Source organism: Actinomycetospora corticicola (assembly GCF_013409505.1).
Classification (GTDB): domain Bacteria; phylum Actinomycetota; class Actinomycetes; order Mycobacteriales; family Pseudonocardiaceae; genus Actinomycetospora; species Actinomycetospora corticicola.
The window spans coordinates 3,027,906-3,047,256 of sequence record NZ_JACCBN010000001.1 but is presented as its reverse complement, the minus strand read 5'-3'; the positions used below and the strand labels follow the sequence as shown (position 1 = coordinate 3,047,256).

The window sequence follows — 19,351 nt, the reverse complement described above, 5'->3', positions numbered from 1 at the left end:
ACGCTCGGGGCCGTGCGTCTCGTCATCGCCCGCTGCACGGTCGACTACGCGGGTCGCCTCACCGCCCACCTGCCCAGTGCGTTGCGGCTCCTGCTGGTCAAGGCGGACGGGTCGGTGAGCGTCCACGCCGACGACCGCGCCTACAAGCCGCTGAACTGGATGAGCCCGCCCTGCTGGCTCACCGAGGAGCCCGGCGCCGACGACGCCGCCGCGATCTGGACCGTGCGCAACAAGGCCGACGAGACGCTGACGATCACCCTCGAGGAGATCCAGCACGACTCCTCGCACGAGCTCGGTGTCGATCCCGGCCTGGTCAAGGACGGCGTCGAGGCCCACCTGCAGGAGCTCCTCGCCGAGCACGTCCACACCCTCGGTGACGGGTGGACGCTGGTCCGCCGCGAGTTCCCGACGGCCATCGGCCCGGTCGACCTCCTCTGCCGCGACCACGACGGCGGGTCGGTGGCGGTCGAGATCAAGCGCCGCGGCGAGATCGACGGCGTCGAGCAGCTGACCCGCTACCTCGAGCTGCTGAACCGCGACCCGCTCCTCGCGCCGGTGCAGGGCATCTTCGCGGCCCAGCAGATCAAGCCGCAGGCCCGCGTGCTCGCCACCGACCGCGGCATCCGCTGCGTGACGCTCGACTACGACGCCCTGCGCGGCATCGAGTCCGACGAGTTCCGGCTCTTCTGACCATGATCATCGAGTACTCCCGACCGCACGCGGCCGCCGCGGACCACCGAGGGTGCTCGATGATCATGACGAGGCCCACCTGATGCGCCTCCCGCCCATCCGCCGCACCCCGAGGCGGCAGGTGCTGCCGCCCGAGGTGGGCGGGGAGTGCGTCTTCTGCGCGATCCTCGCCGGGCGCGCGGAGAGCAGCACGGTTCTCGACGACGGGAAGGGGCCGGTCGCGTTCCTCGACCTCGCCCCGGCGGTCGAGGGCCACACGCTGGTCGTCCCGCGCCGGCACGTGGTCGACCTCGCGGGGCTCACCCCCGAGGAGGGCGCGGCGATGTGGGAGCTCGGGCGCCGGGTCGCCGCGGCCGCCCGGGGTGCCGGGCTCGCCGAGGGGGTCAACCTCTTCCTCGCCGACGGGGTGACGTCGGGCCAGGAGGTCCTCCACGTCCACCTGCACGTCCTGCCCCGGATGCCCGGCAGCGTGCTGCGCCTCGACGCCGCGCGTCCGGTCGAGCGGTCCGCGCTGGACGCCACGGCGGCCCGGCTCCGGGCGGCCCTCCCCGGTGCGTGAGCGCTCCCTCGACCCGCCCGTCTCCGTGACGCACTCGCCGGATGGGTGTACCCACCGGTTCTCGACCGGTTACGCAGACGTCGTCCCGCTACGTGCCGTTTTCCGACGCTCACCGTCCGAGGTGGTTGCGAGCGCAACGACGGCCGTCCGGGAACGGATCTCTGCGTGATCGACACGACACATAGCCGAATGACAACTGTGTCACTGGTGCTCACGGATGGTTCATGCGTGACCACCGTGCGTCAAGGCGTGGTCCGATTGCACGATGTTCGTCCCTCCGTGTCGCAGGCATTCGGAGGACGTGCAAGAGGGGGAGATCAGTGAGCAGCAGTGAACGGTTGATCCGACAGCACCTACTGCACCTGCGCCGAACGGACGCACGCGCCGAGACGGTGCGCTGCCGGGAAGTCAACCTGCGCCGCGCCGACCGCGACCTGCCGAACGGGCTCGCGGACGCCACCGACGAGGAGCTGTGGCTGTGGCAGGACGAGCTCCGCGCCCGCCTCGCCATCGCCTCGGTGCGCGCCTACACCAGCCACGTCAAGCAGTTCCTGCGCTGGGCCGTCCGCGAGGGCCACATCGACACCGACCCGAGCATCGAGCTCGTCACCCCGCGCGTCCCGAAGGGCCGGGCTGCGCCGATTCCGGAGGACCGGCTGCGGATCGCGATCGCGTGCGCACCGGACACCGCAGACCGGCCGCTGCGGACCTGGCTCGTGCTCGCCGCCTACCTCGGGCTGCGCGCCGGCGAGATCGCGCGGCTCACCCGCGACGCCATCGGCGACGAGGTCCTCACCGTCGACGGGAAGGGCGGCAAGGTCCGGACCGTGCCGCTGCCGGCCGATGTCCGATCGCTGCTCGTCGCCCACGTCGAGGGCCCCGGGGCGATCTGGCGGCGGCACGCCCGCCGCGCCCTCACCCCGAAGGACGTCTCCCTGATGTGCTGCCGGCACCTGCGCGACTGCGGCGCCGGCGCCAGCCTGCACAAGCTGCGCCACCGGTACGCGACGAGGATGTTCGAGCTGTCCAAGGACGTCATGTACGTCAAGGAGCTGCTCGGCCACGAGTCGCTGGCGACCACGCAGGTCTACCTCGCGGTCGACGTGAAGGCCGGCTCGAAGTGGACCAACCGGCTCGCCGAGGAGCTCAAGCCGCGGCCCGCGCGGAAGTCGGCGCGCTCCCGGCCGCCCGCACGCCCCCCGGGGGTCGACCTGCAGGACGCGGCATGAGCGCCCGTCACCAGGTGTCGCGCCGCGCCGCGACCTCCTCGACCTGGCGGCGCAGGTCCTCCGGGTCCCACCTCGCGTGCCCGCCCGCGGTCCGCTGGGTCGGCGTGACGAGCCCCGCCTTCACCCAGTCCTGCAACGTGCGGCGGTTCACGCCGACGACCTTCGCGGCCTGGGTGGTCGGGAGCAGCTCGTCGGGCACGTGGCCGGACCGTAGGCATGATCATGCGCGTTCGCGGTCGTTCCGCGTGATGCCGCGCGATCACGTGCGATCCCGCACAGTCCTACAGCGGGAGCTACCCGCCCTCGCCGCGGGCGGACGCCGCCCGGCACTGCGCCTCGGTCATGCCGGTCTGGTCGATGCACGCGGCCAGGCCTCCGCCGACGGCGCGGGAGTCCGTGACCGCCTTCGACTCGCCGCGGCCGCCGCGGCACTGCGCCTCGGTCTGCCCGGTCTTGACCATGCAGGACTTGAGCCGGTCGGACTCGGCGTCGGCGGCGTCGCGGGTCTTCGGCCGGACCGGGGCGGTCGTGGTGGCCCGCGGCTTCGAGGTGCTCGTCGGCCTGGTCGTCGTCGTCGGCGCGACGGCGGCGGGCGCCGCGGGCGGCGCGACGACCGGGGCCGGCGGCGCGAGGTAAGTGTCGTAGGCGACCGCGGCCGGCTCGTGCTGCGGGCACTCGGACCGGATCAGGTCCCGCGCCCGGCTCATCGCGGCGACCGGGTCGGTCTGCGCCTGAGGCAGCGCACCGAGCGCGACCCCCGGCACCATCCCGCCGTCGAGCGCCGAGCACAGCGCCCGCCCGTCGGTGGTGCCGCTCGAGCACCCTGACGCCGCCATCACGATCGCGGCGGCGGTCAACACCGCGGCCACGCCCCCCGAGATCTTCATGTCGGGAGCATCGACCCGATCACGCGGTCCGCTACCGGAAGTCACCCGGACAGACCACGCACACACCCCGAAGCGCCCCCGGACGCGGCGACCTCACCGCCGGCCCGGGGACTTGACCAGCTACGAGGAGCTGATCCGCTGTGGAACCTATCGGCCCGGCCCGCGTGCGCGCGGCCCGCGACCTGCTCACCGAGGAGCCCGACGCGATCGTCGCGCTGGCCGGCCACGTCCGCTGCTCGACGTGCGGCGCGATGGTCCCGACGAAGGGCCAGGGGCAGCACGCCCTCTGGCACCAGGCGATGGCCGTCCTGGCCGGCCGGGTGTTCGGGCCGGAGGCGTCGTCGTGATCCAGGCTTCGACCGACGCCCGAGTTCGGGCGCAGACCGCGCTGCAGTCCGGCGAGCTGACGCCGCGCCAGCGTGTCCTCGTCGCCGACGTGCTCCTCGCCGTGGACATCCTCGTCGGGAAGGAGCCCGACGACTTCTCCGGTCAGGACGCGGCGCTGTCCGTGCTGCGCGAGGAGTGGACCCGTCTCGACGAGGCGATGGGCGGTACGCCGTGAGCCGGCTCTTCGCGCTCGTGCGCGCCGTCCAGGCCGACCGGCTCAGCCCCGACCAGCGCTCGGCGCTGGAGCGGCTGGTCATCGCGCTCGACGTCGCGGTCGAGATCGACGCGGGTCCGCGGACGCCGTGGAGCGCGGTGGCCATCGCCTACCGGGAGCTCGCGGACCTCGACGACGGGGACGGCGGGTCCACGGCGCCCGTCGTCCCGCTGCGGCGGACGGGCGGCGGCCGGTGAGCGAGCACCTCGACCGCCTGGTCGCGCTGCACGAGGCGCAGCTGGCCGACCTCGACGAGCACCGCGGCCGGTGCTTCGGCGGCGGTCTGGCTGAGGCGACGGCCGCCGTCGAGCAGCCCGCCCGGCTGCGGGTGCACGACCTGCCGCGCGAAGTCGTACGCGGTCTGGCCGGCGCGCTCGGTGTCCGCCAGCACGGGCGGGACCTCGAGGAGCTCCGTGGCGCCGTCGAGGTGGCACTCCGGGCGGACCCCGGCGAAGCGGCCCCGTCGTCGGGACGGGCGGCGTAGCGTCCCCGCCATGCTGCTGGACACGCTGCACGAGTGGTGGGTGGCCGCGCGGGGCCGGTCGCTGGTCCGGGTCGCGCGCGGATGGTCGGCGTGACCGACCTGCACCTTCCGGTGCACGTCGAGGACCAGGTCCGTGCCGAGCTCCGGGACCTCGCCGCCCGCGGCCGGGAGGATGCGCCGACGGGCGACGAGGTGCTCGAGCGGATGGCGGCGAACGGGTGGCTCATGGACCCGGAGCGCGAGTAAGGCTGTCCTCACAAGGGTGTGGACATCGGCCCATCGATCGGGTTCCCTGTTGCATCCCGACGCCGTTCGCGTCGTTGGGACAACCTGGGGGCCCTGGCCATCAGCCGTGGTCAGGGCCCCCAGGTCGAGATCGTCAGCGTGTCGAGGGCCGGGCGCGGAGGTAGACGAAGGTCACCGCGACCAGTTGGACGAGTCCGACGGGAGCTGACACCCACCACGGGGTGTCCGTCGTGCCGGCGAGCCAGAAGGTGGTCCACGGCGCCACCGTGATCGCCGACATGGCGAACATCGGCAGCAGGTCCGAGGCCTGCTTCTCGGGGAGGATCGCCGACACGGTCGCCGAGTCGGGGGTCTTGCTGACCGTCAGCTTCGCGACACCGCGCAGGTGCTCGTGCTCAGCTTCGGGCTGGGGCTGGGTGATGTCACCCATGGTGTGCTACCTCCTGGGGCAGGTGGGGACCCGGGCCTTCCGGGTCGCCGTGATGCGCCTCTGATCCACATCAGTGCTGGCTCCTTCAAGTAGGGGTCGTGCATTGATAGGTGCCCGCGGTAGCAGCGCGGACGGGGTCGAGACCGGAGCTGGTGGTCCTCGGCAGGTCACGAGCCCTCTCCTTCCAGGTAGGTTCGATCACCGTACAGGATGGTGCCGTTCCGGTGCGAACTCGGTGCGGGTATGGTTCAGTACGTGCAGACCCGCACACCAGGAGGCAGGCATGAACACGATGTTGGAGAGGAGGGCGACATGGCAGGCACTGCGAAGGAGCAGCAGGCAGCCGAGAAGCAGGTAGTGGCCGAACGCATGACCGTCGGGTTGATCCCGAAGGTCGTGTCCGACCTCTCCGAGCTGCTCACGCTGACCGGCTTCAGCAAGGCCGAGATCATCAACCGAGCGATCACCTTGTACGCCTTCATCAGCCAGGAGCTTGCGCAGGGGAACGAGCTGCTGGTCCGAGACAGGGAGACAGGCCAGTTGGAGCGGATCCACCTGCTCTGACCACCACACAGACACTCGATGGAGCCCCGGCGTCGCTCGCGACGACGCCGGGGTTCTCGTGTGTTCGGGGTCGCCTCGCCGTGTCGACGTCGGACCAGCGTGGTCTGCTGCCGGACGTGGCAGGCACGGACGAGCGCTCGGGGGCCGCGCGGATCGCGGCGAAGGCCCAGGCCGCCGCGGCCTACCAGGCGCACCTGGCCGAGCAGTGCGCCGCGCAGTGGCGGGTCGCCCTGGTCGGGGACCGGTGGCGCGTCGCCGTGCGCCGGCCCGGAGAGCGGTGGGCCGTGTACGCCGTCGACCCGGTGGCCGGCCGGAGCGACCGCGGCGACCCCAAGGAGCGCCAGCGGATGGGCGCCTGGGTGCGCGAGAAGGTGATCGAGGTCGAGGGCATCGTCCTCGATCTGGACTACGACGCCGAGCGGCAGGGCCGGGTCGCGTACACCGTCGAGATCACCCGATGAACGACGAAGAGCCCCCGGCCGCGAGGTGCGGCCGGGGGCTCTGTTGGGGGAGCGTCGATGATCAGCTGGTGACGGCCGCCAGGGAACTCCCGCGGGCCACGCCGTGGTGGACGACGGTCGCGGCCTTCCCGATGCGGTTCGAGCGGTACAGGCCGAGCTTGCCGTAGCTGCCCTGGCCCGGGTACTGCGTCGGGCCGTGCTCGGCCTGGAACGACTCGGCGCCGTCGAACCAGCCGCGGACCGTGGCCTTCCCCGTCGTGAACGGCACCTGCAGCACGACGGAGTGCCGGACCCCGGTCGTCGCCTTCCCGAGGACCTCGCGGCCGGTCTCGCGGCCGCCCGCGTCGTGCCACTGCAGGTACACCTGGCCGCGACCCACCATGACCTCGAGCGGCGGCGAGCCTGTCGAGCTGTTCTTGAGCTGCGCGATGACCTGCCAGTCGGTGGTGTCGACCGGGAACCCGTCGGCGAGGGTGAAGTCGTAGCGCAGGAACTGCGTCCCGGTCAGCGACTCCCACCCGGCGAGCAGGATCTCGCAGCGCTGGGTGTCGCCGCCCGACGTTCGGTTCGGGGTGCCGGGCCGGTCGCCCTTCGCGAGCAGCGACACCGTCATGCCGGCCTCGCCCCACGACGGGACCGCGGACTGGAATGACGAGCGCTCGCCAGTCGCAGCCTTCGCGGTGAGCACCGACAGCGCCCGCCATCCCGACGACGGGACCGACGGCGAGCTCGTGCCGCCGGCGGCCGGCGTTCCCGACGGCCGGTTCGCCGGCGTCCGCTTCCCGGCGATCCCGCGGACCAGCTGCTCGAGCAGCGCGGCCTTCTCGACCATCGTCCGCGCCTTCGGTGCCGCGCCCCAGCGGGCGGCGACCTGGTCGAGCGCGAGATCCAGCGTGCCGCCTCCCGGATGGAACGGGCCCGGGGTCCCGCCGGTCGGCGCGACGACGAGGTCCATCCCGGTGCTGACCGCCCACGCCGCGGCGAGCGCGGCGTCGAGCTGGTCGACGATCGAGCCGTCGGCCTTGCCCATCAGCGCGTCGAGCAGCTGCTCCTCGACGCCCATCAGGCGACCGCCGCCGGGCCACCCCACGCCGGGTCACCGGCCGGGGTGTTCGGCACCGCCCAGACGAGGATCGCCCCGACGAACGCGGCGGCGACCTGCGACCACTCGGTGACCGTCAGCCCGCCCGCGATCAGCGTCGTCAGCAGCGTGAGCGCGGCGGTGGCCGCCCCGACGATGGCCTTCGCGACCGGCGCGGCCGGCGAGTTCGCGACGTAGAAGGTCGGCACCAGGCCGACCGCGATAATCGCGACGTTGACCCACTCCACCGTCGAGACGACCGAGTCGGGCATGAACGCGGCGAGGATCGCGGCGGCGACGGTGGCCAGCGCGGCAACGAGGGTCTTCGAGTAGCGGCCCATCACGCGGCCAGGTTCACGAGTCGGGCCGACGGGACGCCCGTCGGCTGCCCGCTCGCGGGTGCGACGAGGGTGCCCTCGATCGCGCAGAACGTCGACCCCGACGGGACCTCGAGGTAGCCGCGGCGCCACGCCGCGACCTTGCGGGTCTGGTCGAGGGTGTTCTTCCCGGCGTCGTCGATCATCACGACGTGGAACTCGGCGCCGGTCCAGCCGCAGCCGAAGGTCAGCCACGACTGGCTGATCACGGTCGAGGACTTACCAGCCTCGACCGGGACGGTGGCCCGGAACTTGCCGGTCGAGCTGTCGAGCTCGAGGGGGACGACGGACATGGACGGACCTCCTGGTCAGTCGAGGGCGAGCGTCCGCCGGCGGCGGGCGCTGTCGGACGTGGGGCTCGGCGCGGAGCCGGTGATGTGGCGGGCGACGGCGGCGCGGAAGTCGGCCATCGACCAGTTGCCCGGGTCGACCTTCCGGCCGGGCGCCCACTCCTTGTGCCCCGCGACCTGCGCGGCGGGCAGCTCGAGGTAGCGCAGCAGGGCGGCCACGCCGCGCGGGTAGGCATCGCGCTGGGCGTCGGTCCAGGTCGTCCCGTTGGAGACGCCCTCGATGCCGATGAGGTGCTCGTTGCCGTTGTTCTTGCCGACGCCGAGCAGCGGCCCGCCGGCGCCGGCGTGCCAGCACTGCCCGGCCGCGAGGAGCCGGAACGTCCCGTCGCGCTCCAGGGTCATGTGCGCGAGCGGCCCGGCGAGGTCGGGGCGGCCGTCCTGCACGATGCGCCAGTCGTTGGACCCGCCGCCGGCAGTGTGGTGCGCGAGGACGCCCAGGACCTGGCCCATGGCGCCGTGCCCGCGGGTCTTCCACCCGGACTGCTCGATGACGTCCAGGCCGCCGGCGCGCAGCGCGTCGGCCATCCACGTCAGCCAGGCCACGAGGTGACCTCCTCGTCGTCGCCGGGCCGGTCCTCGAGGAGGCGGCCGTCGTCGTCGCGGGCGCGGTCGTCGCACCAGGCGATCTGGTCGGGGTCGGGCTCGGGTTCCATCAGCCCTCCAGGAGTAGCTGGGCACGGCGGCGCCGGTCGGCGTCGTCGCCCTTGGACGTCCTGGCCGGGGCCGGGTCGTCGAGGCGGCACCGGGCGAGGAGGTCGGCGACCTCGAGCTCGGTGTAGTTGCAGTCGCCGGGGCCGTCGGGGGAGCCGGGCATGGGGCCGCGGTCGGTGAACTGGTGGACGTGGTGCGGCCAGTTGGGCGGGGTGCCGCGGTGCAGGCCCCCGGAGTACCGGGGTGCCTTCACCACGCGCGTGCCGATCGCGTCGTAGAGCTCGTCGGAGGCGAGCGCCTTCGGCACGTACACCCACGGCCGGGTGCCGAGCCGGGCCTCGGCGCGGGCGACCCAGCGGCGGGTGAACCCGGGCGGGTCGGCGATCTTCGATCCGACCTCGATGTCGAGCATGAGCATGTCCTGCGGGGCCAGCCCGCCGAGCAGGCCGGCCAGGAGGTCGGCCTGCTCCTCGGGCGACTGGCGACCCCACACGTACTGGTAGTACAGCCGCGGGAACCCGTCGAACCGGGCTCGGTGGCGGCGCCACTCGGTGTCCTCGACCATCTGCCCGGAGGACGCCGAGCACACCCTGATCTCGATCATCGGGGCGCCGCTGGCCTCGTAGACGTAGCGGTCGGTGACTCGGTGCCACTGGTTGACGTCAGAGAATTGCACGATGCACCTCGTCTTTCCGCGGGTCAGACGGGTTGACAGGTCGCCGCGTGGATGAGCGGCGACCCGGCCTAAGAGCAGTTACCGGATCGGCGGGCCTAGAGGTTGTCGGCGGTGCTCATCCCGGCCGTGCCCAGCGTGGTCAAGTTGGTGACCGTGAGCTGGGCGATGTCGGCGAACCCGTCGGCCGCGGCCGTGCCCGTGATCCGCACCTCCGGGCGGACCTTGACCGTGCCCGCCGGCATGACGGCCTCGGCGTACAGCACGCCCGACGCCGAGCCGAACAGCGGCCCGTAGGCGTAGGTCGTGGCCAGTGCCGCGTTGGCCGAGTCGAGCGCGATGAGCGTGACCTGCACACCACCCTGCGCGGTGTTGGTGGCCATGGGCAGGTTGTGTCGCAGCCGGCAGGCCAGCGCGACCTTGTCGCCCGCAGCGACCGTGGGCGGCGCGGACGGGTTGACCGCGGCGCTGCCGGACGCCCCGAGTGCTCGCCCGAGCCGCAGCCAGTTGCCGAACACGGCGGGGTCGGCGATCAAGGAGCAGGTGATGGAGCCGAACCCTGTGAAGCCCAGCGGGTAGCCGCCGGACAGCGACGGGAACAGGCCGTAGCCGGACCCGATGAGGTTGGCGGGGTCGAGGACGTCGTGGGTCAGGTGCGGGGTGCCGTCGATGAGCTGCGACAGCAGCTCCGGGCGCGCGAGGTTGTAGGCGGCGATGGCCTGATGGCCGGCGTAGTTCGGGTGGACGGTGTCGCCCTGATACGCGGTGGCGGTGAGCCCGGTGGCGGGGTCGACGACGGGGGTGTGCGCGTCGATGAACGGCAGGCCCTGAGACTGGGCGAGCGCCCGGACGTAGGCGTTCCACAGCCCCGCCCGAGAGTTGTAGGTGGCGTTGTCCTGGCGCGGGGGGACGAGCCACAGGATCGGGAGCACGCCGAGCCCGCGACAACGATTGATCATCCGCTGCAGCGTGGCCGCCGAGCTTGCGAGCGTGTACCCGGCCTGGGAGTGGTTGTTGGTGCCGCCGGCCAGCACGACCGCACCCGGCAACGGGTTGAGCGCGAGCGCCGCCGGCAGGTAGGTGCTCTCGATCTGCTCGAGAGTCTGACCGCCGAGGGCGAACTTGCCTCGGTGGCGGATGTAGCCGTTGGAGAGCATGCACAGCGAGTTGTGCCACATCTCGGCGTACGGGTACCAGAAGTTGGTGAGGGAGTCGCCCACGAAGGCGATCCCGAGCGGGCGCGCGAGCAGGCGCGGCGCGGGCGGGTCCAGGAGGCTCATTCGCTGATCACCACCACGATGCCCGGAGCACCGGCACCGCCCGCGCCGCTGTTGTTGCCGTTGACCGAGGCGCCGCCGCCGCCGCCACCGGCGCCGTAGAGGCCGCCCGCGCCGCCGTTGCCGCCCGCGCCGGTGGTGCTGGAGCCGCCGCCGCCGCCGGAGCCGCCGACCATCGGGGCGCCGGTGGGCATCGATCCGCCGTCACCGCCCGTCCCACCACCGGCAGTTCCGGCCGTCCCGGCGGGCCGGTTGGTGGGCACACTGCCGCGACCGGTACCACCCGCGGACGTGGCGTCGGCGGTCGTGAGACCACCTCCGGACGCACCCCCTGGGCCGCCCTGGGTGACGAGGTACGAAGCGAACGCCCCGGCCCCTCCGGTGCCCGACGCTGCGCCTCCGGCAGTGCCGCTGAAGCTGCCGGCGTTGCCGCCGGACCCGGCGGTGCCGGACGAGTTCGTTCCGCCGCCACCACCCGTCCCGCCACCTGCTGCGAGGATCGAGGCGGCGCTGCGAAAGAAGGAAGACCCGCCGTTGCCGCCGTTGCCGCCGTTCGCGGTGTCGGTGGTCGCGGCTGCTCCGGCGGAGCCGGCGGTCCCGACGCTGATGTCCTCGGTGGCGTTCAGGGACGCGGCGGGGAACTCGGCGAACGCGAAGGCCCCACCGGCGCCGCCACCCCCGCCGCAGCGCACGGTGCCAGCGGCGTCGCGACGACCGCCGCCTCCGCCTCCGCCTCCGCCGATCATGTAGACGCGGACGGACTTGGCCCAGACGGGCTTGGTCCACGTGCCGCTGGTGTAGAAGATTTGGACGTTCGGGCTGTGCCCGGGGGGTGGCTCGAGGATGCTCACGACCGGTCGCCCTCCTCTCGGTGAAGATGCTGGTCAGAGGGCTTGACGACGCCGCCCATGGCGCCCGGCGCATGTGGCCTAGTAGCGGTTATCGGGTGCATCACGAAGCTCCTCACGCGACGGTCAGGGCGGGCTGGGCGGTCACGGCACCCGCGCTGTCGCGGGTGACGGCGGGCTGCGTGACCGTCTTCGACGCCCCGGACGCGGGCACGTAGGTCACCGTGTAGGCGTCGATCGCGCCCGGGAACGCGCTCGAGGCGGTCGTGGTGGTGAAGGTGCCGGTGGAGCCGTCGGGCCAGACCACGCTCGCGGTGGTGATCGCCGAGTTCGCGTCGCGGGTGGCCGAGACGAGCCTGAACGCCTGGGCGTAGGTCCACGCCAGCAGGTGGGTGTTGAGGATCGCGCCGAACATCGCGACGAGCGCCGAAGTCGGCTTGAAGTCGCTGTTCGCCCGCCACTGCCCCGCGACCGAGCAGTGGTACTGGACGAGCTCGCCGGTTACCGCGGGCGACACCGAGTTGACCTGGGTGCCGTCTCCGAGGACGAATACGTCGGACCCGGCTCGGGCGAGCGTGAGGCCGACGGTGCGCTGCCGGAACGCCAGCACCCGGCCGGGCAGCGCGGGGGGCAGTGTCTGCGAGACGACGCCGGTGTACTCGTTGATGACGCCGAGCAGGTCCGTGGGCGTCCCCGCGGCCGTCGTCCGCAGGCCCGCGGTGGACTCAGGAAGGTCGCCGGTGACGGTGACGGTCGCCGAGATGCGGTTGCCGGCGTCGTCGTAGACGAAGCCGATCCCAGAGTGGGTGCCGGCGGCGAACATCGCGGCGACGGCGTCCTGAGCACCCTCGGCGTCGAGGCCGCCACCGCTTCCGCCGACTCCGGGCGTCAGGACCGGGCTGAACAGCTGCGCGAGGTCGTCGAGCCACACCGTGCGGATCCCGCCGGAGCCCTGGGCCAGCGGCGCCCCTGTCAGCGGCGCGCCGTAGAACGTGGGGCTGACCAGCTTCGGCTCGATGAAGTACCGCTGCCCCCGGTCGTCGCAGCCCCACTGCCCCCACTGCGTCTGCCCGGACGCCAGGAGGTCGGCGTCGTCGACGGCGATCAGGTCGGCCCACCAGTCACCCGTCGTCGGGTTCCACATCGCCGGGGCCGTCGGGTCCGGGCTCGACGTCTGGTTGTCGTACGGCTGGACCGGCTGCATCGCGATCCGCGAGTGGGAGACCTTGTTGAGGATCCGCTCGACCGTGGAGAAGAAGCTCGGCGGGGGGCTCGCGAGGCCGGTCGAGAACTGCGCGCGCCCGCGGACGCGGACCTTGTCGACGGACGAATCGAGCGGCATGAGGCGGCTCTCCTCTCGGAGGGGACGTGCGCGGGCAGGACGACGGGCCCGACCGGGCGGACCTGGCGGGCTGGGACGGCGGAGAGGGTCAGGCGGTGGCGGGTGGCTCGTCGCCGTGGACGACGGTCGCGGTGGACTCCACGACGGTCGTCGAGGTCGGCGGGCGCTGAACCCGGCGACGGGACTCGCACGCGATCAGCGCCAGCGCCACGAGCCCCAGGCCGGCGGCAAAGACGTAGCCCGACAGCCGGACCGGGCGAGGGACGGTCAGCACGCCGCGGGTCTCCAGCAGCCCGAGGACCAGCAGCGCCCACATGCCGGACCACGCCGAGGCGATCGACACGACGTGCCACACCAGCAGCCCGTACTTCGGTCGGAAGCCGCGGTCGCGGGCGAGGGTCCGCAGCGAGCGCCAGTAGTTCCAGACGACCGCGGCCGAGGCGCCGACGTTGACGGTGCCGCCGATGATCGCGACGAGGATGACGACGTCGTCGTAGCCGGTCACCAGAGACGCATCCCGGTCGCGACGAGCAGCACGAACGTCAGCGGCCAGCACGCCGTGAGGAACCACGTGGTGGTCGGCCACCGCTCGACGACGTCCAGGGCGGACGTCACGAGCCACCGCAGCGTCGCCAGGTACGCCGTCACGGCGCGGGCTCCGCGTCGGCAGACTCGGCCGGCGCGTCCTCGGAGGAGGGCCGGCGCAGCAGCCGGTCGAAGCCGTTGAACGCCGGGACGCCGAGGAACCCGAGGTAGGCCATCACCAGGATCACCCGCGGCTCCTGCACGAACCCGGCCTCGTACACCATCCCCGCCGCGCCGCCCACGAACAGCACCAGGTTCCGGACACCGCCCGGGGTGAGCCGTGACAACAAGCGGGACCAGCGTGACGCGGTCAAGCACGTACTCCTGCCTCTCCAGCGTCGGGCCCCGTGGTGGGGTCGTCGTCGTCGCTGACGGTCGGGGTTGCTTGCGGGGTCGGGGCCGGGCCGCGGCGGCCGTAGATGGCGGCGTTCGCGAAGTGGATGGCGGCGATGAACAGGTAGGACGGGACCCCGGTCAGCGCGGCCCGCACGGGCGTGGGCGCTCCGGGCAGCACGGGAAGCGGGGCCGGCTCGCCGAGGACCGCGGTCACGAACCCGGCGGCGAGGGCGAGGTGGGCGACCATCGCGAGGTACCCCGCGATGCGGAGGGCGCGGCGCGACACGAACGCCGCGGCGCCCACGGCCAGGCCGACGACGACGAACACGGTACCGGCGCCGACGTGCCCGACGAGCCGAATCGTCGCGAACGACGGGCCGTTGATGCGGGCCGGGCCGCCCGCGAGCAGCACCGCTCCGAGCGCGGTGTTGTAGACGACGATCACCGGCCACACCCACGGCGTGATCCAGGACCGGGACCACACGTCCTCGACATCCGCGGCGATCTGCGGGATGCGCATGGTCGTCCTCCTCACCACGTGGCGGCCACGACCTGCAGTGCGTTCGGAGCGGTGAGCAGCGCGTTCGCCGAGCGGACCGTGACGGTGACCCCGGCGGCGGAGACGGCGGTCGGCGTGAGAGTGGCGGCGGTCCCGGCGATCTGCACGACCGTGCACTGCCGGATGGTGGGCAGCGGGCTGGGCGCGTCGCCCTGCCACGGGCAGAGCCGAGTCATGGTCGCGCCGACCGCGAGGGTGGGGAGGTCCCCGACGGCGCGGTAGAGCCGCACCTCGCGCGCTTCGAGGGCAGCGAGCCGGGCGTCGAGCGCGGTGGCCTTCGAGCTCGCGATGGCGGACGCGGCGAGGGCCTGGGCGGCGGTCTGCGCGATCGTGCCGAGCGACAGGGTCATCGCGTCGGCCGCGCGCTGGACCGCGGCGACCGCGGTCTGGATGGCGTCCTGGCCGCGCTGCAGACCGGTGTGAACCTCGTCGGAGTGCTTGACGATCGTGGGCATCTCGTCGGCCACCTGCTGCAGGGGGCCGAGCCGGTTGAACAGCTGCGACACTGCGCCCCAGAGCAGCCCGGAGAGGGCGATGACGTCTGCCCGGTCGCCGAGCATCTGCTGCAGCAAGGGCGGGAGGTCCTGCGCGAGCGGGCCGATGTTCGTGACCCCGCCCCGGGTCCACATCCGCGCTCGGGCCTTCGTGACCACGTCGATCGGGTCGATCTCGGGGGGCAGGTCGCGGGCGACCTCGACGTCGAGTGGCGGGTCCACCATCGGCTCGTCGGCGGCCGGTGTCGTCAACGGCTCTCCTCGAGCTCGGCGACACGACGACGGAGCGCCTGCACCTCGGCGATCAGGACGGTGACCATGCCGTTGACCGACCACGAGGAGCGGTCCTCGCCGGTGTCCTCGTCGTAGCTGCGCACGATCAAGGCGTCGGGGAGCTCGTCGAGCTTCGGCCCGATCCGCTCCTCGCCGTCGGCGAACGACACCGTCTCGCGGTACATCCACGAGGTGGCGACGTCGATCCGGTCGAGGACGTCGCCCGGGTCTCCACCGAGCACATCGGCGAGCGCCCGCAGGTCCAGCTTGTACTCGCGCCAGCTGGGCGGCGGCGCGAAGTTCGAGGCGTACACACCTCGGAACGCCGACCCGTCGTAGGTCTTCACCTCGAGCGCGCCGGTGGACTCCCAGCGGATCGCGCCGTTGTAGAGGCTGCTCGACCAGTTCGCGCCCCGGGCTCGCAGCGGCGCGGTCATGACCCCGGAGAAGGTGGCGTCGCCGCCGGAGGAGATGCCTGCCTCGGTGCGGATGCCGCCCTGCGCGATGAGCTCATGGCCGACGGCGACGTCGTGGTCGACGGTGAGGTCGTAGACCTGCTGGGTGGAGGCGCGCGCGGGCCCGACCCCGGAGATCGACCCGAGACACACCCACCAGCCGGGGCCGCCGCCGAGGACGACGGCGTCGCCGCTGCGCGGCGTGTAGCCGGCCACGAACGGCCAGAGCTGGGTGTCGCCGTCCATGTCGACCGCGACCTGCCGGTCGGTGGACCCGGCGACGACCTGCGCGGTGGTGAACGTCGACTGGTGGTCCTCGGCGCGCCGCTGGTTGAGCTTGTCCGCGAGCTTGTCCGCGCCAGTGCTCGTGGCACTGCCGAGAGGGGCGGTCACGCCGCGCCCTCGGTCGAGTCGGGCAGCTCGTCGCCGCGGGTCGTCCAGTTCTGCGCGTCCGCCGCGCCGAGCGGATAGGTCAACGAGTCGACGATCCGGGCGCAGCGCGGGGAGGACTTCGTCGGGCGGAGGTCGACGACGTCGCCGGGATCAGCGGCCGGGTTCACCAGCGTCGACGCGGACTGCGAGACGTTGCGGCCGCGGGCCCGCTCCAGCCACATCGGGGCGGCGGCCGCGCACTTCGCGGCGGTGTCGTACTCCGCGCGTTCGATCTTCCAGGTGCGCCGCCCGAGGGGCCCGCCGTAGTAGGCGTGTGGGTCCATGTCGGAGGTCAGGATCGCCTCGGCGTAGGGCGCCGGCTTCTGCGCCTCCCCCGACGCGGTGCCCTGCGCGGTGCCCTTCACCAGCACCCGGTTGTATGTGTCGTCCCGGGTCCGCTCCCGCGAGCTCGTGGTGATGACGCCGCCATAGGCGAGCAGCCACCGCGTCGAGTCGTCGAGGGTGGGGACGGGCGCGAAGTAGAACGTCTGGAACTCGCGGCCGGCGTAGACCTCGCATCCGACCGACGCGGCGAGCTTGGTGATGCCACCGGCGCGGGCCTGCTGCAGGTCGATCTTCGCGCAGAGCGCCTGGCCGAGGTTGCCGGAAAGGTCGACGACCTGGGCGAGCGGGAGCGTCTCCTGGATCAGCCGGGTGACCGCGGTGATGACCTTCTCGGCCGGGTTGGTGGACGTCGCGGCGTCGAACCCGTCGGCCTCGATGACGGCCATCTCGTCCTTCAGCGGGATCGCCAGGGGTCCGGCGCCGGCCTTCGACCGGTCCTGCTTGGACGACCAGATCGGACCGGTCATCAGCGTGACCCACTCGATGGCGTCGGTGGCGACCCGGACGCCGCGCTGGACCTGCACCCGCGGCCCGTACGGCGCGAGCTGCGAGGTGGGGTCGTCCGGCCATACCCCGTGCACCGACAGCGTCGCGGTGCGCCGCACCATGGACTTCGCGTCCGCCGAGACCGACCCGCCGCGGATCAGCGGGAGCGGGGAGCGCGACGAGCCGTCGGAGGACAGCAGCCACGCCCGCGCCGCGGCGCCAGACGAGTCCTGGATGAGGGCCTGCGCGCGGGCGGAGAGCTGTACCCGCCCGTCGGGGCCGATCGGCGCGTCGTAGTCGCGGGTGCCCATCAGGCTGCCAGCGGTCGGGTCGCGACCGAGGGGCGCTCGACCTCGATGAACGGCACCTCGAGGCGGCGGACCTGCTTGCGGGCGTGGTGGGTCCAGTGCTGGATGTCGAGGTCGCCGAACGACAGCCACCAGTTCGGCGGGTGCCCCCAGTCGGCGGGGCAGCGCAGCAGCAGCGGCGACCCGTCGTCGAGGAACCGCTCGAGGCGGTCGCGCTCGTCGAAGGTCTCGGCGACGAAGGTCAGGGACCCGCGGGCGCTGCCGCGCTGCTCGCCGGTGATGACCACCGGGAAGCGGCGGCCTTCGATCTCGAAGACGCCCTGCTCCATCGCCTTCGAGATCGACGACGGTTCCTTCTCGACCCAGACGCGGATGGTGTGCGCGAGCCCGGGGTGGGTCATGAGGACCTCGCGGACGCCGACGCCCTGCCCGAGCTGCGCGAGCAGGGTGACGGCCTCTGAGGTGGCGGCGTAGCCGGGGGCGGCGGAGCTGGTGATCTCGTAGCGGACCGGGGTGTCGAGCGGGGCCTCGAAGTCCCGGACGTAGACCGCGACGCCCTGCTGGGAGAACGACAGGCCGGCGGCGCCCATCCACGCGGCGTACGGGGAGTCCCCGTCGAAGTAGGGCCCGGCGATAGTGGTCTCCCGCAGGCGGGCCGTCACGTCGAGGGTGTCGCCGGCCGACAGCCCGGTGGCGATGTAGGACACGACGCCGAGGACCGAGGAGCCCGGCCGGCTGGCCACGGAGACCTGCGCGGTGGTGAACCCGGCCGCGGCGGCGGTCGCGGTGCCGCCGGACACGAGGTAGGTCTGGGTCGCGAGGAGCTGCGAGTCCCGGTCGTACCAGTCGATCGACAGGCCGAGTGTCGTCGCGAGAGCCGAGGTCCGGACCCGCCACTGGTACTGCTCGGTCAGCGGCGAGGCGGCGTCGAGCGGCATCCCGATCGCGATGCCGCCGCCGGCGGTCGCAGTGCCGCGCACCGCGGTCGTGACCGTGTTGTCGTCGTCGATCACGACCGACACGCCGGTGATCCGGCTGATCGAGGTGTTCGTCCCGGCGGTATAGCCCGAGAGGCTGTCGCGGGCCTTCGGGTTGCTCGAGCGGTTCCGCCGCGACCGGGACCGGGGCAGAGCGACAGCCTCGGCGTCGCGGACCGGAACCCGGGTCCCGTCGGCCTCGATCCGGGTCACCGCGACGGCGTCGGCGAACGCCCACCACAGCATCAGGTTCGTGACCGCGCCCGCGGGATCCGGAATGGCCGCGATGCCGGCGGTCGGGTAGTAGCTCGACGAGCGCCCGCCGTAGGCGGCGCGGCCGTACGGGGCGGTCGAGAGGGTGGTCGACCAGTAGAAGACGGTGTCGAACCCAGGGACGGCGATCCCACCGGGCGCCCGGGCGCCGGCGGGGCGGGTGCCGCCGCCGAACGCCGCCCGGCCCCAGGTCTGCCGCCCGTAGGTCACGTCAGCGGCCCAGGTACTCGGCGAACACGTCGAACACGCAGCCGACGAGCGTCACGGTGGTCGAGGCGTACATGCTGATGGGGTCGCCGACCGACCCCGACGGGACGTAGCCGGTCCAGGTGATCTGGTGGAGGGCGTTGCCCGAGGGGCTGGTGCCGCCCTGGGCGCCGCTGACGTCGAAGAGGCTGCCGATTCCGCCCGGGAACGCACCTCCCGGCCAGCGCATCTCGACGCCCTCGTTGCGGGCGCTCTGCGAGGTCCCGTACATCGCGAGCCCGAGCGACCACATGCCCTGCGCGTTCAGCGACAGCGCCCCGCCGCTCATGGTCGCGAGGGTGCCGGTGGTGTTGGTCTGGCCGCCGGAGAGCCCGGAGATGAGCCCACCGGGGGCGTTGACGGTGGCCCCGGACTGGTTCCACCGGTGCTTGCGGGTCGCGTCGTCCTCGAGCGGGGCGGAGTCGTTCCAGCCGGCGGAGGTGCGCTCGACGACCTGGCCTTCGTTGAGGATCAGGACCCGGCAGCCGTAGTGGGCGTCCGAGGGCAGCGCCGACCGGTTCGCGACCGCGGAGACGACGTCGCGAAGGGTCGGGGTGCAGCGCACGATCGCGGTCGAGTCGAACGGGCGGGCGGTGGTGCCCTCCCGGCCGCGGGTCACGGTGACGCCGTCGGAAGCGGTGCCGTGGCTGGTGACCCAGACAACCTCGGAGCCGGTGTCGTCGGTGATCGTCAGCGGCAGGTAGGAGCCCGTCGAGTAGTCGGTCCCCAGGCTGGTGAACCGCGAGCTGCGGATCTGCGTGTCGCCCGCGCCGATCCCGACGACGAGGGCGCCCTGCAGGTCGAAGAGGGGGCGCCGGAACTCCCAGGCCAT

At 72.9% G+C, this 19,351-nt stretch carries 31 protein-coding genes; 10 read left to right on the top strand and 21 right to left on the bottom strand.

Features of this window, described 5'->3' with window-relative positions; translation table 11 throughout:
• Positions 1–12 precede the first annotated feature (12 nt).
• From nucS to BJ983_RS14765, 3 genes are all read left to right on the top strand, one after another.
• The gene (gene nucS / locus BJ983_RS14775) at positions 13–690 is read left to right on the top strand and encodes an endonuclease NucS (protein ID WP_179794480.1); all 678 of its coding nucleotides are present in this window, start codon (positions 13–15) and stop codon (positions 688–690) included.
• A gap of 82 nt (positions 691–772) precedes the next feature.
• Positions 773–1,249 carry an HIT family protein gene (locus BJ983_RS14770; protein WP_179794479.1) on the top strand — a complete coding sequence of 159 codons (477 nt, stop codon included), beginning with the start codon at positions 773–775 and terminating at the stop codon, positions 1,247–1,249.
• Positions 1,250–1,641: 392 nt separating this feature from the next.
• Positions 1,642–2,478, top strand: coding sequence for a tyrosine-type recombinase/integrase (locus tag BJ983_RS14765; protein WP_179794478.1), 837 nt, complete (start codon positions 1,642–1,644; stop codon positions 2,476–2,478).
• A 7-nt stretch (positions 2,479–2,485) separates the two neighbouring features.
• Here BJ983_RS14765 and BJ983_RS14760 read toward each other — a convergent pair whose 3' ends face one another.
• Together BJ983_RS14760 and BJ983_RS14755 are read right to left on the bottom strand one after the other, a co-directional pair.
• Positions 2,486–2,677 (bottom strand): MerR family transcriptional regulator, encoded by a 192-nt coding sequence (locus tag BJ983_RS14760; protein ID WP_179794477.1) that lies wholly within the window; start codon positions 2,675–2,677, stop codon positions 2,486–2,488.
• A 94-nt stretch (positions 2,678–2,771) separates the two neighbouring features.
• Positions 2,772–3,365, bottom strand: a complete 594-nt coding sequence (locus tag BJ983_RS14755) for a hypothetical protein (RefSeq protein WP_179794476.1) — start codon at positions 3,363–3,365, stop codon at positions 2,772–2,774.
• A gap of 140 nt (positions 3,366–3,505) precedes the next feature.
• Here BJ983_RS14755 and BJ983_RS14750 point away from each other — a divergent pair, with 140 nt between their 5' ends.
• The 5 genes from BJ983_RS14750 (at position 3,506) to BJ983_RS14730 (ending at position 4,696) form a co-directional block, all read left to right on the top strand.
• On the top strand, positions 3,506–3,712 hold the full coding sequence (locus BJ983_RS14750) for a hypothetical protein (protein WP_179794475.1): 207 nt from the start codon (positions 3,506–3,508) through the stop codon (positions 3,710–3,712).
• The gene (locus tag BJ983_RS14745) at positions 3,709–3,927 is read left to right on the top strand and encodes a hypothetical protein (RefSeq protein WP_179794474.1); all 219 of its coding nucleotides are present in this window, start codon (positions 3,709–3,711) and stop codon (positions 3,925–3,927) included. Before BJ983_RS14750 ends, BJ983_RS14745 begins: the two co-directional genes overlap by 4 nt.
• Positions 3,924–4,163, top strand: a complete 240-nt coding sequence (locus BJ983_RS14740; protein ID WP_179794473.1) for a hypothetical protein — start codon at positions 3,924–3,926, stop codon at positions 4,161–4,163. Before BJ983_RS14745 ends, BJ983_RS14740 begins: the two co-directional genes overlap by 4 nt.
• A complete protein-coding gene (locus BJ983_RS14735; RefSeq protein WP_179794472.1) occupies positions 4,160–4,450 on the top strand; it encodes a hypothetical protein in 291 nt (96 codons plus the stop codon). The genes BJ983_RS14740 and BJ983_RS14735 overlap by 4 nt, the downstream gene beginning before the upstream one ends.
• Before the next feature lie 90 nt (positions 4,451–4,540).
• On the top strand, positions 4,541–4,696 hold the full coding sequence (locus tag BJ983_RS14730; RefSeq protein ID WP_179794471.1) for a hypothetical protein: 156 nt from the start codon (positions 4,541–4,543) through the stop codon (positions 4,694–4,696).
• A 133-nt stretch (positions 4,697–4,829) separates the two neighbouring features.
• On the opposite strand, the gene BJ983_RS14725 is transcribed toward BJ983_RS14730, so the two are convergent.
• Positions 4,830–5,126, bottom strand: a complete 297-nt coding sequence (locus tag BJ983_RS14725) for a hypothetical protein (protein WP_179794470.1) — start codon at positions 5,124–5,126, stop codon at positions 4,830–4,832.
• 312 nt (positions 5,127–5,438) lie between these two features.
• Between BJ983_RS14725 and BJ983_RS14720 the strand changes: the two genes are divergently transcribed.
• Together BJ983_RS14720 and BJ983_RS14715 are read left to right on the top strand one after the other, a co-directional pair.
• Positions 5,439–5,690: a hypothetical protein gene (locus tag BJ983_RS14720; RefSeq protein WP_179794469.1), complete on the top strand. Its 252-nt coding sequence runs from the start codon at positions 5,439–5,441 to the stop codon at positions 5,688–5,690.
• Between the two features lie 116 nt (positions 5,691–5,806).
• A complete protein-coding gene (locus tag BJ983_RS14715; RefSeq protein WP_179794468.1) occupies positions 5,807–6,151 on the top strand; it encodes a hypothetical protein in 345 nt (114 codons plus the stop codon).
• Positions 6,152–6,212: 61 nt separating this feature from the next.
• Here BJ983_RS14715 and BJ983_RS14710 read toward each other — a convergent pair whose 3' ends face one another.
• From BJ983_RS14710 to BJ983_RS14630, 18 genes are all read right to left on the bottom strand, one after another.
• Complete coding sequence (locus BJ983_RS14710) at positions 6,213–7,214, bottom strand: heparin lyase I family protein (RefSeq protein ID WP_179794467.1); 1,002 nt, start codon at positions 7,212–7,214, stop codon at positions 6,213–6,215.
• Entirely contained in the window at positions 7,214–7,576 is a 363-nt protein-coding gene (locus BJ983_RS14705; protein WP_179794466.1) for a hypothetical protein, read from the bottom strand. Before BJ983_RS14705 ends, BJ983_RS14710 begins: the two co-directional genes overlap by 1 nt.
• A complete protein-coding gene (locus tag BJ983_RS14700) occupies positions 7,573–7,902 on the bottom strand; it encodes a hypothetical protein (protein WP_179794465.1) in 330 nt (109 codons plus the stop codon). The genes BJ983_RS14705 and BJ983_RS14700 overlap by 4 nt, the downstream gene beginning before the upstream one ends.
• Positions 7,903–7,917: 15 nt before the next feature.
• The gene (locus BJ983_RS14695; RefSeq protein ID WP_179794464.1) at positions 7,918–8,502 is read right to left on the bottom strand and encodes an N-acetylmuramoyl-L-alanine amidase; all 585 of its coding nucleotides are present in this window, start codon (positions 8,500–8,502) and stop codon (positions 7,918–7,920) included.
• Positions 8,490–8,612 (bottom strand): hypothetical protein, encoded by a 123-nt coding sequence (locus tag BJ983_RS31675; protein WP_281376279.1) that lies wholly within the window; start codon positions 8,610–8,612, stop codon positions 8,490–8,492. The genes BJ983_RS14695 and BJ983_RS31675 overlap by 13 nt, the downstream gene beginning before the upstream one ends.
• Entirely contained in the window at positions 8,612–9,286 is a 675-nt protein-coding gene (locus tag BJ983_RS14690; RefSeq protein ID WP_179794463.1) for a glycoside hydrolase family 25 domain-containing protein, read from the bottom strand. The genes BJ983_RS31675 and BJ983_RS14690 overlap by 1 nt, the downstream gene beginning before the upstream one ends.
• A gap of 95 nt (positions 9,287–9,381) precedes the next feature.
• The gene (locus BJ983_RS14685; RefSeq protein ID WP_179794462.1) at positions 9,382–10,563 is read right to left on the bottom strand and encodes an SGNH/GDSL hydrolase family protein; all 1,182 of its coding nucleotides are present in this window, start codon (positions 10,561–10,563) and stop codon (positions 9,382–9,384) included.
• The gene (locus BJ983_RS14680; protein ID WP_179794461.1) at positions 10,560–11,411 is read right to left on the bottom strand and encodes a glycine-rich domain-containing protein; all 852 of its coding nucleotides are present in this window, start codon (positions 11,409–11,411) and stop codon (positions 10,560–10,562) included. Before BJ983_RS14680 ends, BJ983_RS14685 begins: the two co-directional genes overlap by 4 nt.
• A gap of 112 nt (positions 11,412–11,523) precedes the next feature.
• Positions 11,524–12,750 carry a hypothetical protein gene (locus tag BJ983_RS14675; RefSeq protein ID WP_179794460.1) on the bottom strand — a complete coding sequence of 409 codons (1,227 nt, stop codon included), beginning with the start codon at positions 12,748–12,750 and terminating at the stop codon, positions 11,524–11,526.
• 88 nt (positions 12,751–12,838) lie between these two features.
• On the bottom strand, positions 12,839–13,255 hold the full coding sequence (locus tag BJ983_RS14670) for a hypothetical protein (RefSeq protein ID WP_179794459.1): 417 nt from the start codon (positions 13,253–13,255) through the stop codon (positions 12,839–12,841).
• Complete coding sequence (locus BJ983_RS14665) at positions 13,252–13,398, bottom strand: hypothetical protein (protein WP_179794458.1); 147 nt, start codon at positions 13,396–13,398, stop codon at positions 13,252–13,254. Before BJ983_RS14665 ends, BJ983_RS14670 begins: the two co-directional genes overlap by 4 nt.
• Positions 13,395–13,625, bottom strand: coding sequence for a hypothetical protein (locus BJ983_RS14660; protein ID WP_179794457.1), 231 nt, complete (start codon positions 13,623–13,625; stop codon positions 13,395–13,397). The genes BJ983_RS14665 and BJ983_RS14660 overlap by 4 nt, the downstream gene beginning before the upstream one ends.
• Positions 13,626–13,645: 20 nt before the next feature.
• The gene (locus BJ983_RS14655; protein ID WP_179794456.1) at positions 13,646–14,191 is read right to left on the bottom strand and encodes a hypothetical protein; all 546 of its coding nucleotides are present in this window, start codon (positions 14,189–14,191) and stop codon (positions 13,646–13,648) included.
• Positions 14,192–14,202: 11 nt separating this feature from the next.
• On the bottom strand, positions 14,203–14,976 hold the full coding sequence (locus BJ983_RS14650; RefSeq protein WP_179794455.1) for a hypothetical protein: 774 nt from the start codon (positions 14,974–14,976) through the stop codon (positions 14,203–14,205).
• Positions 14,973–15,845 carry a hypothetical protein gene (locus tag BJ983_RS14645; protein WP_179794454.1) on the bottom strand — a complete coding sequence of 291 codons (873 nt, stop codon included), beginning with the start codon at positions 15,843–15,845 and terminating at the stop codon, positions 14,973–14,975. The genes BJ983_RS14650 and BJ983_RS14645 overlap by 4 nt, the downstream gene beginning before the upstream one ends.
• Positions 15,842–17,026, bottom strand: coding sequence for a DUF5047 domain-containing protein (locus BJ983_RS14640; RefSeq protein ID WP_179794453.1), 1,185 nt, complete (start codon positions 17,024–17,026; stop codon positions 15,842–15,844). Before BJ983_RS14640 ends, BJ983_RS14645 begins: the two co-directional genes overlap by 4 nt.
• Positions 17,026–18,483: a hypothetical protein gene (locus tag BJ983_RS14635; RefSeq protein WP_179794452.1), complete on the bottom strand. Its 1,458-nt coding sequence runs from the start codon at positions 18,481–18,483 to the stop codon at positions 17,026–17,028. The genes BJ983_RS14640 and BJ983_RS14635 overlap by 1 nt, the downstream gene beginning before the upstream one ends.
• A 1-nt stretch (position 18,484) precedes the next feature.
• On the bottom strand, positions 18,485–19,351 hold the full coding sequence (locus BJ983_RS14630) for a hypothetical protein (protein WP_179794451.1): 867 nt from the start codon (positions 19,349–19,351) through the stop codon (positions 18,485–18,487).